Annotated in this window: 17 protein-coding genes; 14 read left to right on the top strand and 3 right to left on the bottom strand. The window is 62.3% G+C overall.

Features of this window, described 5'->3' with window-relative positions; genetic code table 11:
• Nucleotides 1-50 precede the first annotated feature (50 nt).
• The 3 genes from AAG591_RS12700 (at nucleotide 51) to AAG591_RS12690 (ending at nucleotide 3993) form a co-directional block, all read left to right on the top strand.
• Nucleotides 51-833 (top strand): PilZ domain-containing protein, encoded by a 783-nt coding sequence (locus AAG591_RS12700; protein ID WP_342531732.1) that lies wholly within the window; start codon nucleotides 51-53, stop codon nucleotides 831-833.
• Between the two features lie 182 nt (nucleotides 834-1015).
• A complete protein-coding gene (locus AAG591_RS12695) occupies nucleotides 1016-3292 on the top strand; it encodes a TonB-dependent receptor (protein WP_342531731.1) in 2277 nt (758 codons plus the stop codon).
• Nucleotides 3293-3309: 17 nt separating this feature from the next.
• Nucleotides 3310-3993, top strand: a complete 684-nt coding sequence (locus tag AAG591_RS12690) for a Fe2+-dependent dioxygenase (protein WP_342531730.1) — start codon at nucleotides 3310-3312, stop codon at nucleotides 3991-3993.
• Nucleotides 3994-4111: 118 nt separating this feature from the next.
• Here AAG591_RS12690 and AAG591_RS12685 read toward each other — a convergent pair whose 3' ends face one another.
• The 3 genes from AAG591_RS12685 to AAG591_RS12675 all read right to left on the bottom strand — a co-directional run bounded on the left by AAG591_RS12685 (nucleotide 4112) and on the right by AAG591_RS12675 (nucleotide 6891).
• The gene (locus AAG591_RS12685) at nucleotides 4112-4681 is read right to left on the bottom strand and encodes a hypothetical protein (RefSeq protein WP_342531729.1); all 570 of its coding nucleotides are present in this window, start codon (nucleotides 4679-4681) and stop codon (nucleotides 4112-4114) included.
• A gap of 366 nt (nucleotides 4682-5047) precedes the next feature.
• Nucleotides 5048-5596: a hypothetical protein gene (locus AAG591_RS12680; RefSeq protein WP_342531728.1), complete on the bottom strand. Its 549-nt coding sequence runs from the start codon at nucleotides 5594-5596 to the stop codon at nucleotides 5048-5050.
• A 2-nt stretch (nucleotides 5597-5598) separates the two neighbouring features.
• Entirely contained in the window at nucleotides 5599-6891 is a 1293-nt protein-coding gene (locus AAG591_RS12675; protein WP_342531727.1) for a ParB N-terminal domain-containing protein, read from the bottom strand.
• Between the two features lie 565 nt (nucleotides 6892-7456).
• On the opposite strand from AAG591_RS12675, the gene rpsL reads away from it, so the two are divergent.
• The 11 genes from rpsL to rplV all read left to right on the top strand — a co-directional run bounded on the left by rpsL (nucleotide 7457) and on the right by rplV (nucleotide 16011).
• Nucleotides 7457-7828, top strand: a complete 372-nt coding sequence (rpsL, locus tag AAG591_RS12670; protein ID WP_342508865.1) for a 30S ribosomal protein S12 — start codon at nucleotides 7457-7459, stop codon at nucleotides 7826-7828.
• Nucleotides 7829-8011: 183 nt separating this feature from the next.
• Nucleotides 8012-8482 carry a 30S ribosomal protein S7 gene (gene rpsG, locus AAG591_RS12665; RefSeq protein ID WP_342531726.1) on the top strand — a complete coding sequence of 157 codons (471 nt, stop codon included), beginning with the start codon at nucleotides 8012-8014 and terminating at the stop codon, nucleotides 8480-8482.
• Between the two features lie 121 nt (nucleotides 8483-8603).
• Complete coding sequence (fusA, locus tag AAG591_RS12660; protein WP_342531725.1) at nucleotides 8604-10697, top strand: elongation factor G; 2094 nt, start codon at nucleotides 8604-8606, stop codon at nucleotides 10695-10697.
• 94 nt (nucleotides 10698-10791) lie between these two features.
• Nucleotides 10792-11982 carry an elongation factor Tu gene (gene tuf / locus AAG591_RS12655; RefSeq protein WP_342531724.1) on the top strand — a complete coding sequence of 397 codons (1191 nt, stop codon included), beginning with the start codon at nucleotides 10792-10794 and terminating at the stop codon, nucleotides 11980-11982.
• Nucleotides 11983-12149: 167 nt separating this feature from the next.
• On the top strand, nucleotides 12150-12461 hold the full coding sequence (gene rpsJ / locus AAG591_RS12650; protein ID WP_010234663.1) for a 30S ribosomal protein S10: 312 nt from the start codon (nucleotides 12150-12152) through the stop codon (nucleotides 12459-12461).
• 273 nt (nucleotides 12462-12734) lie between these two features.
• Nucleotides 12735-13574, top strand: coding sequence for a 50S ribosomal protein L3 (gene rplC / locus AAG591_RS12645; RefSeq protein WP_342531723.1), 840 nt, complete (start codon nucleotides 12735-12737; stop codon nucleotides 13572-13574).
• Between the two features lie 2 nt (nucleotides 13575-13576).
• Entirely contained in the window at nucleotides 13577-14200 is a 624-nt protein-coding gene (gene rplD / locus AAG591_RS12640; protein WP_342531722.1) for a 50S ribosomal protein L4, read from the top strand.
• Entirely contained in the window at nucleotides 14193-14501 is a 309-nt protein-coding gene (locus AAG591_RS12635; RefSeq protein ID WP_342531720.1) for a 50S ribosomal protein L23, read from the top strand. The genes rplD and AAG591_RS12635 overlap by 8 nt, the downstream gene beginning before the upstream one ends.
• A 14-nt stretch (nucleotides 14502-14515) precedes the next feature.
• The gene (rplB, locus tag AAG591_RS12630) at nucleotides 14516-15352 is read left to right on the top strand and encodes a 50S ribosomal protein L2 (protein WP_342531719.1); all 837 of its coding nucleotides are present in this window, start codon (nucleotides 14516-14518) and stop codon (nucleotides 15350-15352) included.
• A 6-nt stretch (nucleotides 15353-15358) separates the two neighbouring features.
• Complete coding sequence (rpsS, locus tag AAG591_RS12625) at nucleotides 15359-15634, top strand: 30S ribosomal protein S19 (protein ID WP_115493175.1); 276 nt, start codon at nucleotides 15359-15361, stop codon at nucleotides 15632-15634.
• Nucleotides 15634-16011, top strand: a complete 378-nt coding sequence (gene rplV, locus AAG591_RS12620; RefSeq protein ID WP_342531718.1) for a 50S ribosomal protein L22 — start codon at nucleotides 15634-15636, stop codon at nucleotides 16009-16011. Before rpsS ends, rplV begins: the two co-directional genes overlap by 1 nt.

The following is a 16011-nucleotide window of genomic DNA, read 5'->3' as shown; positions in this document are numbered from 1 at the left end:
GTCGCAGTTTCGGGCTGCATCGCGTTAACAGGGGAGCGCTCCAGGTCGCCATGCCGAAGCTAGTCGAAATCCCGGAATCCCCGCGTGCCACGCACGACGGGAAGCCCGTCGATGCGGCTCCCGTGGCCGATCGTCGCAAGAACGAGCGTCAGATCGCAACCTTCCGCACCTGCTGCATCGTTATCGATGGGGAGGCGCATCCGGCCATCCTGCGCAATATGAGCAATGGCGGCGCCATGTTCGAAGCGCTCGTCCCCGCGCAGCCGAACACACTGCTCACTTACTGGTGGGATGGAATCCAGCCCGTCGAGGCGCGCGTCGCCTGGGTGGAGGGCAATCGCATAGGGGTTGCCAACCTTTCGGGCCCGGCGGCTGCGATCCCGGTGCCACGCCCGCGTGCGACACGCGTTCCCGCGCGTCTCCATGTCCGCATCTGGCAAGGTTCCAGCCCGCAATGGTGCGAACTGGAGAATATCTCGATGTCGGGCATCGCTGTCCACATGCTCGATGGGGCGGTTGCCGGCGCGCTGTGTACTATCGAAGTCGGCGGGCAGACGCTCCACAATGCCATGATCGTGAGGTCGGACGATCTCGTCACCGGCATCAGGTTCGAACGGCCGCTGCCCCCGGCCAAGCTGATCCAGATGCTGGAAGATGGTCTGGCCGCGGAACATGAAGGTACCAGGCCCCTCGTGCGGCGCGATACCGGCGCGACCGCCAGCGGGTCCGCAGGACAAATGGCCGCGCCGACCGCGCCCGCCGAAGACATCGACGAGCAGACCGATCCGCGCCATTCCGACGAACCGCCCAAGGCAATTCGCCGCTTCCTTTAGCCTGGCAAAGCGGCGCCTCGCTGAACTGTTCGTGCAATTCAATTGCAGAACCGGGTCGCAAAGTTGCGACTTTCCGGGCGTCTCGACGCGCATCGGGCAGAAAATTTTGTGAGCGCATAAACTACGCTTGCTTTAATGATACGCATTCGCAATAGCACCTCCCAACACTCAGGGAGGTTCCATTGTCCGATTCATCGATCCATCGCTCACAACAGGCCGGCACGGCCCAGCGCGCAACGTTGCTGGCAGGCGCTTTCGGCGCGGCCTTTCTGTGCGTGCCCGCGCAGGCTCAGGATCACAAGGATTCCGACATTATCGTGATCGGCCAGCGCGATGTGAACGAGAACGCCGAGCCCGACGCGCCCTACAAGGCCGAATCGAGCGACGGTAAATTCACCGACAAGGTGCTCGACACGCCCAAGACGCAGACTGTCATCCCCAAGGAAGTGATCGAGGATATCGGCGCGAACAGCTTCCGCGAGATCGTCCGTAGCACGCCCGGCGTGACGCTGGGCACGGGCGAGGGCGGCAATGCCTTCGGCGACCGGATCTTCATCCGCGGATTCGAGGCACGCAACGACGTCTATATCGACGGCCTGCGCGATCCGGGTGTGACCAGCCGCGAGATCTTCGCGATCGAGCAGATCGAAGTCATCAAGGGGCCGAGCGCGGTGTTCGGCGGGCGCGGGACGACCGGCGGCCTCGTCAGCCTGCAGTCCAAGCGCGCGCAGTTCGGCAACGACTTCGTCGTCGCAGAGGGCGGCATCGGCACCGAGAATTACTATCGCGGCACGATCGACGCGAACTACCAGCTGGCCGATGGGGCCGCGATCCGCGTCAACGGCCTCTATCACGACGCCGACACGCCCGGCCGCGACTATGTCGAGAACGAACGGTATGGCGGTGCGTTCGCAGGCACTTTGGCGATCACCGACACGCTCAGCATCAATGCCGACTACTATCTCTACCGGCTCGACGGGGTGCCCGACTACGGCCACCCGTTCGATTCCACCACGCAGCAGCCCTACCGGGTCGATCGTGACAATTTCTACGGCGTGGTCGGGCGCGACTTCATCTCGAACGGCGCGGATATCGGCACCGTGGGGATCGAGTGGAAACCTATTCCCGATCTCTCGATCTACAGCACCACCCGCTACGGCGAGACGTGGAACCGCTACGCGGTGAGCGAACCCTCGCTGTGCGTGTTCGAGCGCGATCCCACTACCAACAGCTGCCCGCGCAGCGGCGGCGTGCCGGTGCCGGAGAGCGAGTACACCGTCAGCCCCGCGATGAAGAGCAGCTGGCGCAACAACTCCTATTGGGCGAACAGCACCTATGCCGTCGCCAAGGCTGAGACCGGCGGCATCGCGCACGAAATCGTGATGGGCGGCGACTACAGCTTCGAGACGATCGACGCCTACCGCCTCGACGTGCCGACCACGGTGGAAGACGCGCAGGGCAACATCATCTCGATCCCCGGCAGCTTCGTCTGGGACCTGTTCGATCCCAACCCGGTGCTCGGCTACGAGATCGAGATCGGGCCCGACACCGCGACCGGGCCCAGCGTCACCGAAGCGCAGAGTTTTGGGGCGTACCTGGTCGACACGATCAAGTTCTCCGATGCCTTCCGGGTCGTGCTCGGCGGGCGGCTGGATACGTTCGACATCGATTACCGCTCCTCCTCGGGCGATACGCTCGATTACAGTGCGACGCTGTTCAACTGGCAGGCATCGGGTGTGTTCAAGCCGTCTCCGGCGACCACGCTCTACGTCTCCTACGCCACTAGCGCGAACCCCAGCGGCGAACAGCTCGACGGCAACGGGGCGAGCTATGACGGGATCAGCAGCGACACGATCGACTTCAGCCCGGAGCAGAACACCTCGTGGGAAGCGGGCGCCAAGGCGGAGCTTTTCGGCGGCAACCTGCTGCTGAGCGCGGCGGCGTTCCGGATTGAGAAGGACAATGCCCGCGAAAGCGGCGGGCGCGGCCAGCCCTACACCAACGTGGGCACGCTGCGCAGTCAGGGCGTGGAGCTGGGCTTCGCCGGCACCGTGGCGGACCGGATCAAGCTGTTCGGCGGCTACACCTATACCGACGCGACGATCACCAAATCGGCCAACCCCGCCAATGTCGGCCGCCGCTTCGCCAACATCCCCGAACATACCGCGCAGCTGCTCGCCACCGTGCTCGTGACCAGCCGGTTCGAGATCGGCGGCCAGGTGTACTACCAGGACGAGATGTACGGCGGCACGCAGCTGGCGGGCACCGCGATGGTGCCGGGATACGCCCGGTTCGACGCGGTTGCGCGCTATCGCGTCAACGACCACCTGACCGCGCGGGTCAACGTGCTCAACGTGACGGACAAGCGGTATTACGATGCGATCTATCGCTCCGGCTCGCCGTTCAGCTATATCGCGCCGGGCCGGTCGGCCTTCTTCACGCTGACCGCCGACTTCTAGGGAGGCGAGCGAGGCCGATGATGCTGCACATCCCCGATGTGCTGACGAGCGAGGAGGCGGTGCAATTGCGCGATCGCCTCCTCGCCGCGCAATGGGTCGACGGGAATGCGACCAGCGGCGCGGGCGCGGCGCAGGCGAAGCGCAACCGGCAGCTGCCCGAGGATGCGCCCGCCACCCACGCCGCACAGGAAACCGTCAGCCACGCGCTGATGAAGAACGCCACGTTCCTCTCCGCCGCGCTGCCGCACACGATCTTCCCGCCGCTGTTCAACCGCTACGGCCCGGGCGAGACCTTCGGCCTCCACGTCGACAACGCCATCCGCTACCACGCGGCCACCGGCGCGCGCATCCGCACCGATCTTTCCGCCACGCTGTTTCTCACGCCCCCGGAGGAATACGAGGGCGGCGAGCTGATCGTGGAGGGCAATAGCGGCACGCAAAGCCACAAGCTGCCCGCCGGATCGCTGCTGCTCTACCCCTCCACCACGCTGCACCGCGTGGCCGAGGTGACGCGCGGCGAGCGGGTGAGCTGCTTCCTGTGGCTGCAATCGCTGGTGGCGGACAATGCCGCGCGCGAGATGCTGTTCGATCTCGACCGGAGCGTCCAGACGCTCAGCGCGGATCGCGGCGCGACCGACCGCGAAGTGCTCAAACTCACCCAGCTCTACCACAACCTCGTGCGCCGCTGGGCGCAGAGCTGAGGCCGCACGTCTCCTCCCCCTTGAGGGGGAGGCCGGGTGGGGGTGTACCCAGGCCGATGGCTGGGAACCCCCACCCCCGGCCCCACCCCGGCGGGGAGGGGAGGCGATCGCGCGAAACCTAATCCTCCCCCGACCCGCGCCGCTCCCGGATCCGGTCCAGCTTGCGGTCGATCGAGTCGTAGACCGCCTGCAGGTTCGCCTCCCGCTTGCGCCGGTCTTCCTCCAGCACCTCCTCGCGAATGCTCTCGTACACCGGATGCCCGGGTGCGAGGTTCTGGACGCCATACCGCTGGGGCAGACGGTGCTGGAGGAGGAAGCGCAGCAGCGCATTGTCCGGCTTGTCCCACGTGCCGAGCAGCTTGCCGCCCGAGACGATCGGCGTGGGCGTGCCCTTGAGCGCGCGTTCCAACGCACAATCCTCCAGCCGCTGCACCCCCCGCTCCAGCGCCGCATCCCACGCCGCGGCAAACCCCTCCGCGCCCGGCTTGCTGCGCAGCTTGTAGAGCGCCTCCATGCTTTTCCCGATAGAGCGCGCCGCCTGCGTGACGATCCCCGTCGCCGCGAGCGTCGCGATAAACCGCCGCTGCCGCTCGGGCGTGATCGAGTTGGAGCGCGGGTGCGGGTGCAGGTAGGGCGCGAAGGAGAGGAGCGGATCGTCCGCGTCGGGTGTGGGGCCGGTGTAGGCCACGGCGGAGGTCGCCTGGCGGGCTATCTTCCTTGTGCTCCTCCCCCTTGAGGGGGAGGTTGGGTGGGGGTGGTCTACCCTCTCGGGCAGCAAAGACCCCTCCCTCAATCCCTCCCCATCGGGGAGGGAGGCCGAAGCTCCCGAAGCGGAAGCCAGATCGCGTGGAGCCGGGGAGGGCGTGTTCGAGCGACGGTCCTCGGCGGACCCATCCTTCCGCCGGTGGCAGTTCGCTTGCCCCGGAGCGGAGGCTAGATCGCGTGGAGCCGGGGAGGGCGTGTTCGGGCGACGGTCCTCGGCGGACCCATCGGAAGACTCATCTGGAGGCATAGCCGCAGGTAGATTGCAGAATGTGGGGGAGTAGGACAGCGGTCAGATCGTACTAGTGCTAATCTTTCCAATTTCCCGGTCAATGTGTTCAAGTTGCGCCCGCCACCAATACACCGCTTCGCGAAAAAGTTGGGTTCCATCCCAGTCATCATGGGTATCATAGACCAAAATACGTCGATCATCAGAATTTTCTGGCAAGGAAGCGCCAAAAGAAAATTCTTTCAGTATGTTATTCCTCTCACGCTGAATAAAGTCGAAAAAAATCCAGTGAGTTATTCTGTTGTCTTGAACATCAGACCAAAAATCATCGACAATGATCCGTGTCTCATCTGATCGTTTCCGATCCACGTTCCTTAGGACGTGGCCTATAGTCCTTAGTATCGATACGCCAGCAAACCAACTAACCATCCATTCTGGATGTTCTTCGTCAATGTCGCTGTTTTGGAACTCAAACAGAATATGACGAGTAAATTCCCACGGCTCGCCTGCGTGCAAGTGACCAAGCTGTGCGCTCCGCGTGAAAATGTCACCTGAAACCCAGCTCGGTCGGCCCAAATGCGCATGGTGGAAGTTTCCGTCAGCCCCGGCCATGTCTATAGTGAGAGGGCGGCGATTATAAAGCGGCCGAGTCGGTTCCAATAAGCTCTAAATTCATTATCCATGGGGGCGAAATCTGGAGAGTGTAAAAGTCTCTGCATGCTGGCGACTGATATAAGCTGGTCATTTCTCCGAATGCGATCCAATTCGTCGAGGTACTGAGCATCTATCAAGTCTCGATCTCGGAGGGACCGGGCGACCGCTCCGACTCGCCGCGACAAATCCGGGCGCTCGTCTAATCCGTGCTCAATCATGTACCCCTCAACCGAATGCTCGAGAAGCATTCTGAGTAACGCGGCTGCGGCATTCGGATAAGTCTGTAGGGGGAGTCGACAGAGCTCCTCCCATATTCGAGCGACCCGTTGCTGGTCTGCCGTCCATTGCGGGGTCGCTGTTCCTTGGGGAATTAGAGTTCGTGAGGGGGGCTGACGGCGCGGCGGTCGTCCGGGTCTCGCCGGTGCGGGCCCTACCTGATTTGTCCCTTCCTCATTGGCAATTCTGTGCTGCTCGGTGGGGAGGATGCCCTCTGCTTCAAGCTGATCTAAGTATCGCCGTTTTCCCTCGTTGTTCCACAAATGACCAAGCGTAAGGTGTCCATTCGCAAGATCGTCTGCGATCCTTTCTAGGACGTCAACAACCGCATCGTGGTCGTGCGTCAGACGAAACCGTCTGCCAGCCGTAGAAATGCCAACTCGACCGCGGAACTGCTCAGATGAAAGTAAGCGGGTAAGCGTGGACCAGGGAATGCGTTCAGCTGGTAGGCGGTCGTTATCTCTCAGAAATTCCTCAACTGCTGCGCCGACGTTGATTTGACCGCCGCGTCCAGTCCGTTCGACAAAATTATGTTTAGCGCGATCATCCCAGCTGATCTGCCCGATCCCTGCTTGGCTCCCAGTGTGCCGTCGAGATAAAATATCGTCGATGACGTCACGGTCCTCCTCAAGTTGGCAGGAAATTCGGTTCGGAAAGCGGCCAGTCCAACTTTCTCGTAAATCGCGAAAGAACTGTGTTAGTTCATCGTTCGGCGCCATCGAGGGATCGCGAAGCAGTTTCATACAGGTTACGCGACGATTGCCGTCGAAAACGACATATTGCTCATCGTGAAGCATCACTAGTGGCGGATCTAAGATTCTGCCTTGGGCCACGATGTCATTGGCCAGATTCTTCATACGCGGCTCATGCAGGCGAAAAAGCTCATCGATTGCTGCGCTTTCGTCACGGAGCTCTCCGTGGCGATCATTGGAAGGATTCACCATAAGTTGGGAAATCAAAATATTTTGGAATGCCATCCGTCACCTCTTCGTTTAGCTTTATTCGGATCGTATTTCGAATCAAGCGAGGCATGACGCTGAAGCGCGCTCCCTTGACCCCGCCCCCAAATTCAACTAAGCGCGCATCCAACCGAGGCGAGGGCTAGCTCCCGCCGAGGCTTACAGAGCTGAACATTGCCGGTTTTGTCCCGGGGCTGTCGCATACGCGATGGCCTTTTCGTTTTTCCCGTATCGGGTTGGGCTGGGCAGCCGTCAGAGTAATCCGGGTGGTCCCTTGCGGGCGCGTTCGGGTGGAGCGTTTCAGGCTCGTGCTATCTCGGGCGCTCCTGCGAAAGCAGGAGCCCAGGGCCCCTAGGTTCCTGCTTTCGCAGGAACTCACGACAGGGCGTCCGGCACGACCCCGACACACTCCATTCTAACGCACACGCGAAGCCATCCATTGGCCGACACAGTCCCGCCCGTGCTGAGCCTGTCGAAGCACCGTTCTTCTTTCTCGCAAGAAGAGGAGTGCGATCCTTCGACAAGCTCGGGATGAGCGGGGTTGGCAAGGCCCTCGAAACGAACAGGCAGAAGAGAGAATTTAATGCCCACCATCAACCAGCTGGTCCGCAAGGGCCGTACACCGCAGAAGGCCAAGTCCAAGGTCCCTGCGATGGAGCAGAACCCGCAGAAGCGCGGCGTCTGCACCCGCGTCTATACGACGACCCCGAAGAAGCCGAACTCGGCTCTGCGCAAGGTGGCCAAGGTTCGCCTGACCAACCAGCGCGAAGTCATCAGCTACATCCCGGGCGAAGGCCACAACCTGCAGGAGCACTCGGTTGTGCTGATCCGCGGCGGCCGTGTGCGCGACCTTCCCGGCGTGCGCTACCACGTGCTGCGCGGCGTGCTCGATACGCAGGGCGTCAAGGATCGCCGCAAGAGCCGTTCCAAGTACGGTGCCAAGCGGCCGAAGTGACCTGTCCGGGGGACAGGTCATCCTGAAAAGGTCGCCCTCGGGCGACCGCAGTTCAGGATCCAGCCTTCCTCCGCTGTGACGTTTGCAATGTGATTTGAAAGGTCTGCCCCACGCCGAAAACTGGACCCCGAAACAAGTTCGGGGTGACGGCATGGGGAAGGGCCCAACAGAAGGAATAACGACATGAGTCGTCGTCGTCGCCCAGAGAAGCGCGAAATCCTGCCCGATCCCAAGTTCAAGGATCTGGTGCTGTCGAAGTTCATGAACAACCTGATGCTGGACGGTAAGAAGGCCGTGGCCGAAAAGATCGTCTACGGCGCGCTCGACACGGTCGAAGCCAAGGCCAAGGCGAACCCGGTCGAGGTGTTCCACGCCGCGCTCGACAATGTGAAGCCGCAGGTCGAAGTGCGCAGCCGCCGCGTTGGCGGTGCCACCTATCAGGTGCCGGTCGAGGTTCGCCCCGAACGCGCGCAGGCGCTGGCGATCCGCTGGATGATCTCGGCGGCGCGCGGTCGTCCCGAAACCACCATGGCGGCGCGTCTTTCGGGCGAGCTGATGGATGCGGCGAACAATCGCGGCAACGCGGTCAAGAAGCGCGAAGATACGCACCGCATGGCGGATGCGAACCGCGCGTTCTCGCACTACCGCTGGTAAGGCATATCGGATGGGGCGCGCCGGCTTTGCGGCGGGCGCGTCTTCAACCGGTCACATAACTCCCCATATGGGGGTGGCTACCCAGGCTCCCCCTCACTCTGACTCTTCCGAGGAATTGACAATGGCCCGCGACTATCCGCTGGAGCGCTATCGCAATATCGGCATCATGGCGCACATCGATGCCGGCAAGACCACCACGACCGAACGTATCCTCTACTACACCGGCAAGTCCTACAAGATCGGCGAAGTGCACGATGGTGCCGCGACGATGGACTGGATGGAGCAGGAGCAGGAGCGCGGGATCACCATAACCTCGGCCGCGACGACCACCTTCTGGTCGGCCGAAGATGGCCAGGGCCCCAAGCACCGCATCAACATCATCGACACGCCCGGACACGTCGACTTCACCATCGAAGTCGAACGTTCGCTGCGCGTGCTCGACGGCGCGGTTGCTGTGTTCGACGGCGTGGCCGGGGTCGAACCCCAGTCCGAAACCGTATGGCGCCAGGCCGACAAGTACGGCGTTCCGCGTATGTGCTTCATCAACAAGCTCGACCGCACCGGCGCCGACTTCTATTACTGCGTGCAGTCGATCATCGACCGCCTCGGCGCGACGCCGCTGGTGCTTTACCTGCCGATCGGCATGGAAAGCGATCTGCGCGGCGTGGTCGATCTGGTCAATAATCGCGGCATCGTGTGGGAAAACGACGGTCTTGGCGCCGAGTTCAACTACATCGACATCCCCGAAGAGCTGGCCGACAAGGCTGCCGAATATCGCGAGAAGCTGATCGAGACCGCCGTCGAGCAGGACGACGATGTCATGGAAGCGTACCTCGAAGGCAACGAGCCCGATGCGGCGACGCTCAAGAAGCTGATCCGCAAGGGAACCATGGCCCGCGCGTTCGTGCCCGTGCTGTGTGGCTCGGCGTTCAAGAACAAGGGCGTGCAGCCCCTGCTCGACGCCGTGGTCGATTACATGCCGAGCCCGCTCGACGTGCCTGCCATCAAGGGGGTGCTGCCCGATAGCGACGTCGAGGAAACGCGCCCGTCGTCCGATGACGCGCCGTTCTCTGCGCTCGCCTTCAAGATCATGAACGACCCGTTCGTCGGCTCGCTCACCTTCACCCGCATCTATTCGGGCAAGCTCAGCAAGGGCTCGGTCCTGAACTCGGTGAAGGAGAAGAAGGAAAAGATCGGCCGCATGCTGCTGATGCACTCCAACAACCGTGAGGACATCGAAGAGGCATTCGCGGGCGACATCGTCGCGCTGGCCGGCATGAAGGACACGACCACGGGCGATACGCTGTGCGATCCGGCCAAGCCGATCATCCTCGAACGCATGGAATTCCCCGAGCCGGTCATCGAACTGAGCGTGGAGCCCAAGACCAAGGCCGACCAGGAAAAGATGGGCGTTGCGCTCAATCGCCTGGCTGCCGAGGATCCCAGCTTCCGCGTCAGCACCGACCACGAATCGGGCCAGACGATCATCAAGGGCATGGGCGAGCTTCACCTCGACATCCTGGTCGATCGCATGAAGCGCGAATTCAAGGTCGAAGCCAACGTTGGTGCGCCGCAGGTGGCTTACCGCGAATACCTCGGCCGCGAAGTCGAAGTGACCTACACCCACAAGAAACAGTCGGGTGGTTCGGGTCAGTTCGGTGAGGTCAAGGTCGTCGTCACCCCGGGTGAACGCGGCGCAGGCATCGATTTCGTCGACGAGATCAAGGGCGGTAACATCCCCCGCGAATACATCCCGGCGATCGAAAAGGGCTTCCGCGAGCAGGCCGAGAGCGGTCATCTGGTCGGCTTCCCGATCATCGACTTCTCGATCCGTCTGATCGACGGTAAGTACCACGACGTCGACTCGAGCGCGATCGCGTTCGAAATCGCCGGTCGCGGTGCGATGCGCGAAGTGGCCCAGAAGGCAGGCATCAAGCTGCTGGAACCGGTCATGAAGGTGGAAGTCGTGACCCCGGAAGACTATCTGGGGGATGTCATCGGTGACCTTAACAGCCGTCGTGGCCAGATTCAGGGCACCGACACGCGCGGTAACGCGCAGGCGGTCGAGGCATTCGTGCCGCTGGCCAACATGTTCGGGTACGTCAACGAGCTGCGTTCGTTCACTCAGGGACGCGCGCAGTACTCGATGCAGTTCTCGCATTACGACGAAGTCCCCGCGAACGTGGCGGCAGAGGTCAAGGAGAAGCTTGCCTAAGGCGAGCGATCGGTTTAGGGGCGGCGCCTGATTTTGAGCGGGCGCCGCCTTTTCCCCGCACAAATCCCATTTCAGACAGAGGTAATTAGAGAAAATGGCGAAGGAAAAGTTCGAGCGGAACAAGCCGCACTGCAACATCGGCACCATCGGTCACGTCGACCACGGCAAGACCACGCTGACCGCAGCGATCACCAAGGTGATGGCTGACACCTACGGCGGCGCGGCTGTCGATTTCGCAAACATCGACAAGGCTCCCGAAGAGCGTGAGCGCGGCATCACGATTTCGACCGCGCACGTCGAATACGAGACCGAAGCGCGCCACTATGCGCACGTCGACTGCCCCGGCCACGCTGACTATGTGAAGAACATGATCACCGGTGCCGCGCAGATGGACGGCGCGATCCTGGTGGTGAACGCTGCCGACGGCCCCATGCCGCAGACCCGCGAGCACATCCTGCTCTCGCGTCAGGTCGGCGTGCCGGCGCTGGTCGTGTACCTGAACAAGGTCGACCAGGTCGACGACGAGGAAATCCTCGAGCTCGTCGAACTGGAAGTTCGCGAACTGCTGAGCGCCTACGACTTCGACGGCGACAACATTCCGATCGTCAAGGGTTCGGCTCTGGCCGCTCTCGAAGGTCGCGACGACAACATCGGCAAGGATTCGATCATCGAGCTGATGAAGGCCGTTGACGAATACATCCCGCAGCCGGAACGTCCGGTCGACCAGGCATTCCTGATGCCGATCGAAGACGTGTTCTCGATCTCGGGTCGCGGTACGGTTGTGACCGGCCGTGTCGAAACCGGCGTCGTGAACGTTGGCGACGAAGTCGAAATCGTCGGCATCAAGGACACTTCGAAGACGACCGTCACTGGTGTCGAAATGTTCCGCAAGCTGCTCGATCGCGGTGAAGCCGGCGACAACATCGGTGCGCTGATTCGCGGCGTTGCCCGTGAAGACGTCGAGCGTGGCCAGGTGCTTGCGAAGCCGGGTTCGGTTACGCCGCACACCGAATTCAGCGCCGAAGTCTACGTGCTGTCGAAGGATGAAGGTGGCCGTCACACGCCGTTCTTCGCCAACTACCGCCCGCAGTTCTACTTCCGCACCACCGACGTGACCGGCGAAGTGATCCTTCCCGAAGGCACCGAAATGGTGATGCCGGGCGACAACGTCACGATCTCGGTCAAGCTGATCGCGCCGATTGCGATGGATGAAGGTCTGCGCTTCGCAATCCGCGAAGGTGGCCGCACCGTCGGTTCGGGGGTTGTCAGCAAGATCACGAACTAATATAGGCGCTGCACCGGCGGGGATTCGATTCCCCGCCGGTCAGTTTCACGAGGGCCGCCCCTCACCGAAAACTTCGGTTTGGTGGGGCGGTTCTTTATTTTTTTGGAAGGGCTCCCTCTGGAGGGAGTGGGGCCTTTCTCGGCTCTTTCGCATCGGTAGACTAGGACATGGACGCACAGAATATCCGTATTCGCCTCAAGGCCTTCGATCACCGCGTGCTCGACCAGGCAACTGGCGAGATCGCGGATACTGCACGCCGCACCGGCGCGCTCATCCGTGGACCTATTCCCCTGCCGACGCGCATCGAGAAGTTCACCGTGAACCGCGGCCCGCACATCGACAAGAAGTCGCGCGAGCAGTTCGAGGTGCGCACCTACAAGCGGCTGCTCGATATCGTGCAGCCCAACGCCCAGACCGTCGACGCGCTGATGAAGCTCGATCTGGCTGCTGGCGTGAATGTCGAAATCAAGCTGGCCTAAGCCGCAGGATTTCCGTCCTCCCGCCGGACGTTAACAGGGCGGGGAAGTTTCGGGGCGCTCCATGGCCCCGCCGGTTCGCAAGTTCCGGCAAGACATAGAGATACCGCCGGAGCTTGCTCCGGGCTGCGTCTCCCGTCTCGCGCTCCTCTTTAACGGGGAGTGCAATCAGCCCGGGCGGGGCGATGCATCACAACTCGGGCTGGGGTCGTTTGAAAGAGCGGCCCGTCACGCACCTCGGATGGGCCGGGGTGCCTCTGTTTTAGGAGTTTTACGATGCGCACTGGCGTAATCGCCAAGAAGGTCGGGATGACCCGCCTGTTCCAGGAGGATGGCCGGCACGTGCCCGTGACCCTTCTCGCTCTGGAAGGGTGCCAGGTCACTGCCAACCGCACCGCTGACCGTGACGGCTACTGGTCCGTCCAGGTCGGTTCGGGCGAAGCGAAGCAGAAGAACGTCAACAAGCCGCAGCGCGAAGCTTTCGCGAAGGCGGAAGTTGGCCTGAAGATGAAGGTGGCGGAATTCCGCGTCGAGAACGAGGAAGGTCTCCTTCCCGTCGGCGCGACGATCACTGCCGATCACTTCATCGCCGGCCAGAAGGTCGACGTGACCGGTTACACGCAGGGCAAGGGCTTTGCCGGCGCCATGAAGCGCTGGAATTTCGGCGGTCTGCGGGCAACGCACGGCGTCTCGCTGTCGCACCGCTCGCATGGTTCGACCGGTAACCGCCAGGATCCGGGGCGTGTCTTCAAGAACAAGAAGATGGCCGGCCACATGGGCGACCGTCAGCGCACCCAGCAGAACCTCGAAATCGTCCGTACGGACTCCGATCGCGGTCTGCTGTTCGTGAAGGGCTCGGTGCCCGGTGCGAAGAACAGCTGGATGCTGGTCGCCGACGCGGTTAAGTTCCCGATGCCCGAAGATGCGCCGTTCCCCGGTGCGATGCGTCGCAACGCCGACGAGATCGAGCATGTGGAAGCCGACGCCGGCCTGGTCGAGAGCGCGGCGGAGCACGAAGTGCACACCGACGTGACGCCCGAGCAGCAGGAAAAGCTGATGCAGCAGCAGGATGCCGGGGCTGACGCCGAAGGCACCGACGAAGGCAAGGAGTCCTGATCGTGAAGATCGCGGTACAGAAAATCGACGGCGGTAAGGCTGGCGAAATCGAGCTCAACGATGCCGTGTTCGGTGTCGAGCCGCGCGCCGACATCCTTCACCGTGTCGTCACGTGGCAGCTGGAAAAGCGCCGTGCGACGGCCCGCCCGACGCGTGAGCGTTCGGATGTGGCGCGCACCGGCAAGAAGTTCGGTCGCCAGAAGGGTTCGGGCGGCGCTCGCCACGGCGATCGCGGCGCTCCGATCTTCATCGGCGGTGGTAAGGCTCACGGTGCGCGCAAGCGTGACTTCGATCCTTCGCTGAACAAGAAGATCCGCTCGCTCGGCCTGCGCATGGCGCTGTCGAGCAAGGCCAAGGATGGCCTGGTCGTGGTCGACAGCCTCGAGCTGAAGGACCCCAAGACGAAGGCTCTCAAGGGCCAGTTCGACAAGGCGGGTTACAACGGCAAGGTGCTGTTCATCGACGGCGACGCCGTGAACGACAGCTTCCGTCTGGCAGCCGGCAACCTGCCCGGCATCAACGTGATGCCGGCGATGGGTGCCAACGTCTACGACATCCTGAAGCACGACACGCTGGTCCTCACAAAGGACGCGGTCGAAAAGCTGGAGGCGCGCTTCAATGGCTAAGAAAGAAGCAATCGACGCGCGGCATTACGATGTGATCCTGGCGCCGCACATCACCGAGAAGAGCACGCTTGCGAGCGAGCACAACGCGGTGGTGTTCAAGGTCGCCAACGACGCAAGCAAGCCGCAGATCCGCGACGCCGTGGAAGCGCTGTTCGACGTCAAGGTCACCGGGGTGAACACCATTGTCACCAAGGGCAAGACCAAGCGCTGGAAGGGCAAGCCCTACAAGCGCACCGACGTGAAGAAGGCGATCGTGACTTTGAAGGACGGCGATTCGATCGACGTCACGAGCGGCATCTGAGGGGCTAGAGAGAAATGGCACTCAAGAATTACAAACCGACCAGCCCGGCCCGTCGTGGCCTGATCCTGGTCGACAAGTCCGGGCTCTACAAGGGCAAGCCGGTCAAGGCGCTTACCGAAGGCCAGCGCAAGACGGGCGGACGCAACAACAAGGGTCACGTCACCAGCCGCGGTATCGCGGGCGGTCACAAGCAGAAGTATCGTTACATCGACTTCAAGCGCCGCAAGTGGGACGTGGAAGGCACTGTCGAGCGGATCGAATACGATCCCAACCGCACCGCCTTCATCGCGCTGATCAAGTACGCCGACGAAGAACTGGCCTACATCATCGCGCCGCAGCGCCTCGGTGTTGGCGACAAGGTGATTGCCGGCGAACGCGTCGACACCAAGCCGGGCAATGCGATGCCGCTGGGCAACATGCCGGTCGGCACCATCATCCACAATGTGGAGATGAAGCCGGGCAAGGGCGGGCAGATCGCCCGTTCGGCAGGTGCGTACGTGCAGCTGGTCGGTCGTGACCGTGGCATGGTTATCGTGCGCCTGAACTCGGGCGAGCAGCGTTACCTGCGCGCCGATTGCATGGGTACGGTTGGTGCGGTTTCGAACCCGGACAACCAGAACCAGAACTTCGGCAAGGCGGGCCGCATCCGCTGGAAGGGCCGTCGTCCGCTTACTCGCGGTGTTGCAAAGAACCCGGTCGATCACCCCCACGGCGGTGGTGAAGGCAAGACCAGCGGTGGCCGCCATCCGGTGACCCCGTGGGGCAAGCCGACCAAGGGTGCGCGCACTCGCAAGAACAAGCAGACGGACAAGATGATCATCCGTTCGCGCCACGCGAAGAAGAAGAGGTAAGCGAAGATGGCACGTTCCGTTTGGAAAGGTCCGTTCGTGGAACTCAGCCTTCTCAAGAAGGCCGAGGACGCACAGGAAAAGACCAGCACCGCGCCGATCAAGACCTGGTCGCGCCGCTCCACCATCCTGCCGCAGTTCGTTGGGCTGACGTTCAACGTCTACAACGGCCACAAGTTCATTCCCGTGTCCGTCTCGGAAGAGATGGTCGGCCACAAGCTCGGTGAATTCGCGCCCACGCGCACCTTCCCGGGTCACGCCGCAGACAAGAAGGGCAAGCGCTGATGAGCAAGCAGAAAGCTCCGCGTCGCGTCGCCGATAACGAGGCGCTGGCCGTCGGCACCACGATCCGTGGGTCGGCCCAGAAGCTGAACCTCGTTGCCGAGCTGATCCGCGGCAAGAAGGCCGAAGATGCGTTGAACATCCTCGCCTTCTCGAAGAAGGCAATGGCCAAGGACGCGAGCAAGGTGCTCGCCTCCGCGATCGCCAATGCCGAGAACAACCACGATCTCGACGTCGACGCACTGGTCGTCGCCGAAGCGAGCGTGGGCAAGTCGATCACGATGAAGCGGTTTCACACGCGCGGTCGCGGCAAGTCGACCCGCATCCTGAAGCCCTTCAGCCGCCTGCGCATCGTCGTGCGCGAAGTCGAGGAAGCGTAA

Source organism: Citromicrobium bathyomarinum, from assembly GCF_038594485.1.
GTDB classification, from domain to species: domain Bacteria; phylum Pseudomonadota; class Alphaproteobacteria; order Sphingomonadales; family Sphingomonadaceae; genus Alteriqipengyuania; species Alteriqipengyuania bathyomarina_A.
The sequence above is the reverse complement of the archived record's forward strand: the minus strand, read 5'-3'. Positions and strand labels throughout refer to the sequence as shown.

Coding starts and splice junctions, on each gene's coding strand:
- rpsS (WP_115493175.1), top strand. CDS start 15,359: ATGGCACGTTCCGTTTGGAAAGGTCCGTTCGTGGAACTCAGCCTTCTC.
- AAG591_RS12680 (WP_342531728.1), bottom strand. CDS start 5,596: ATGGCCGGGGCTGACGGAAACTTCCACCATGCGCATTTGGGCCGACCG.
- rpsG (WP_342531726.1), top strand. CDS start 8,012: ATGAGTCGTCGTCGTCGCCCAGAGAAGCGCGAAATCCTGCCCGATCCC.
- fusA (WP_342531725.1), top strand. CDS start 8,604: ATGGCCCGCGACTATCCGCTGGAGCGCTATCGCAATATCGGCATCATG.
- rpsJ (WP_010234663.1), top strand. CDS start 12,150: ATGGACGCACAGAATATCCGTATTCGCCTCAAGGCCTTCGATCACCGC.
- rplV (WP_342531718.1), top strand. CDS start 15,634: ATGAGCAAGCAGAAAGCTCCGCGTCGCGTCGCCGATAACGAGGCGCTG.
- AAG591_RS12690 (WP_342531730.1), top strand. CDS start 3,310: ATGATGCTGCACATCCCCGATGTGCTGACGAGCGAGGAGGCGGTGCAA.
- rplB (WP_342531719.1), top strand. CDS start 14,516: ATGGCACTCAAGAATTACAAACCGACCAGCCCGGCCCGTCGTGGCCTG.
- rplC (WP_342531723.1), top strand. CDS start 12,735: ATGCGCACTGGCGTAATCGCCAAGAAGGTCGGGATGACCCGCCTGTTC.
- tuf (WP_342531724.1), top strand. CDS start 10,792: ATGGCGAAGGAAAAGTTCGAGCGGAACAAGCCGCACTGCAACATCGGC.
- AAG591_RS12675 (WP_342531727.1), bottom strand. CDS start 6,891: ATGGCATTCCAAAATATTTTGATTTCCCAACTTATGGTGAATCCTTCC.
- rpsL (WP_342508865.1), top strand. CDS start 7,457: ATGCCCACCATCAACCAGCTGGTCCGCAAGGGCCGTACACCGCAGAAG.
- AAG591_RS12700 (WP_342531732.1), top strand. CDS start 51: ATGCCGAAGCTAGTCGAAATCCCGGAATCCCCGCGTGCCACGCACGAC.
- AAG591_RS12635 (WP_342531720.1), top strand. CDS start 14,193: ATGGCTAAGAAAGAAGCAATCGACGCGCGGCATTACGATGTGATCCTG.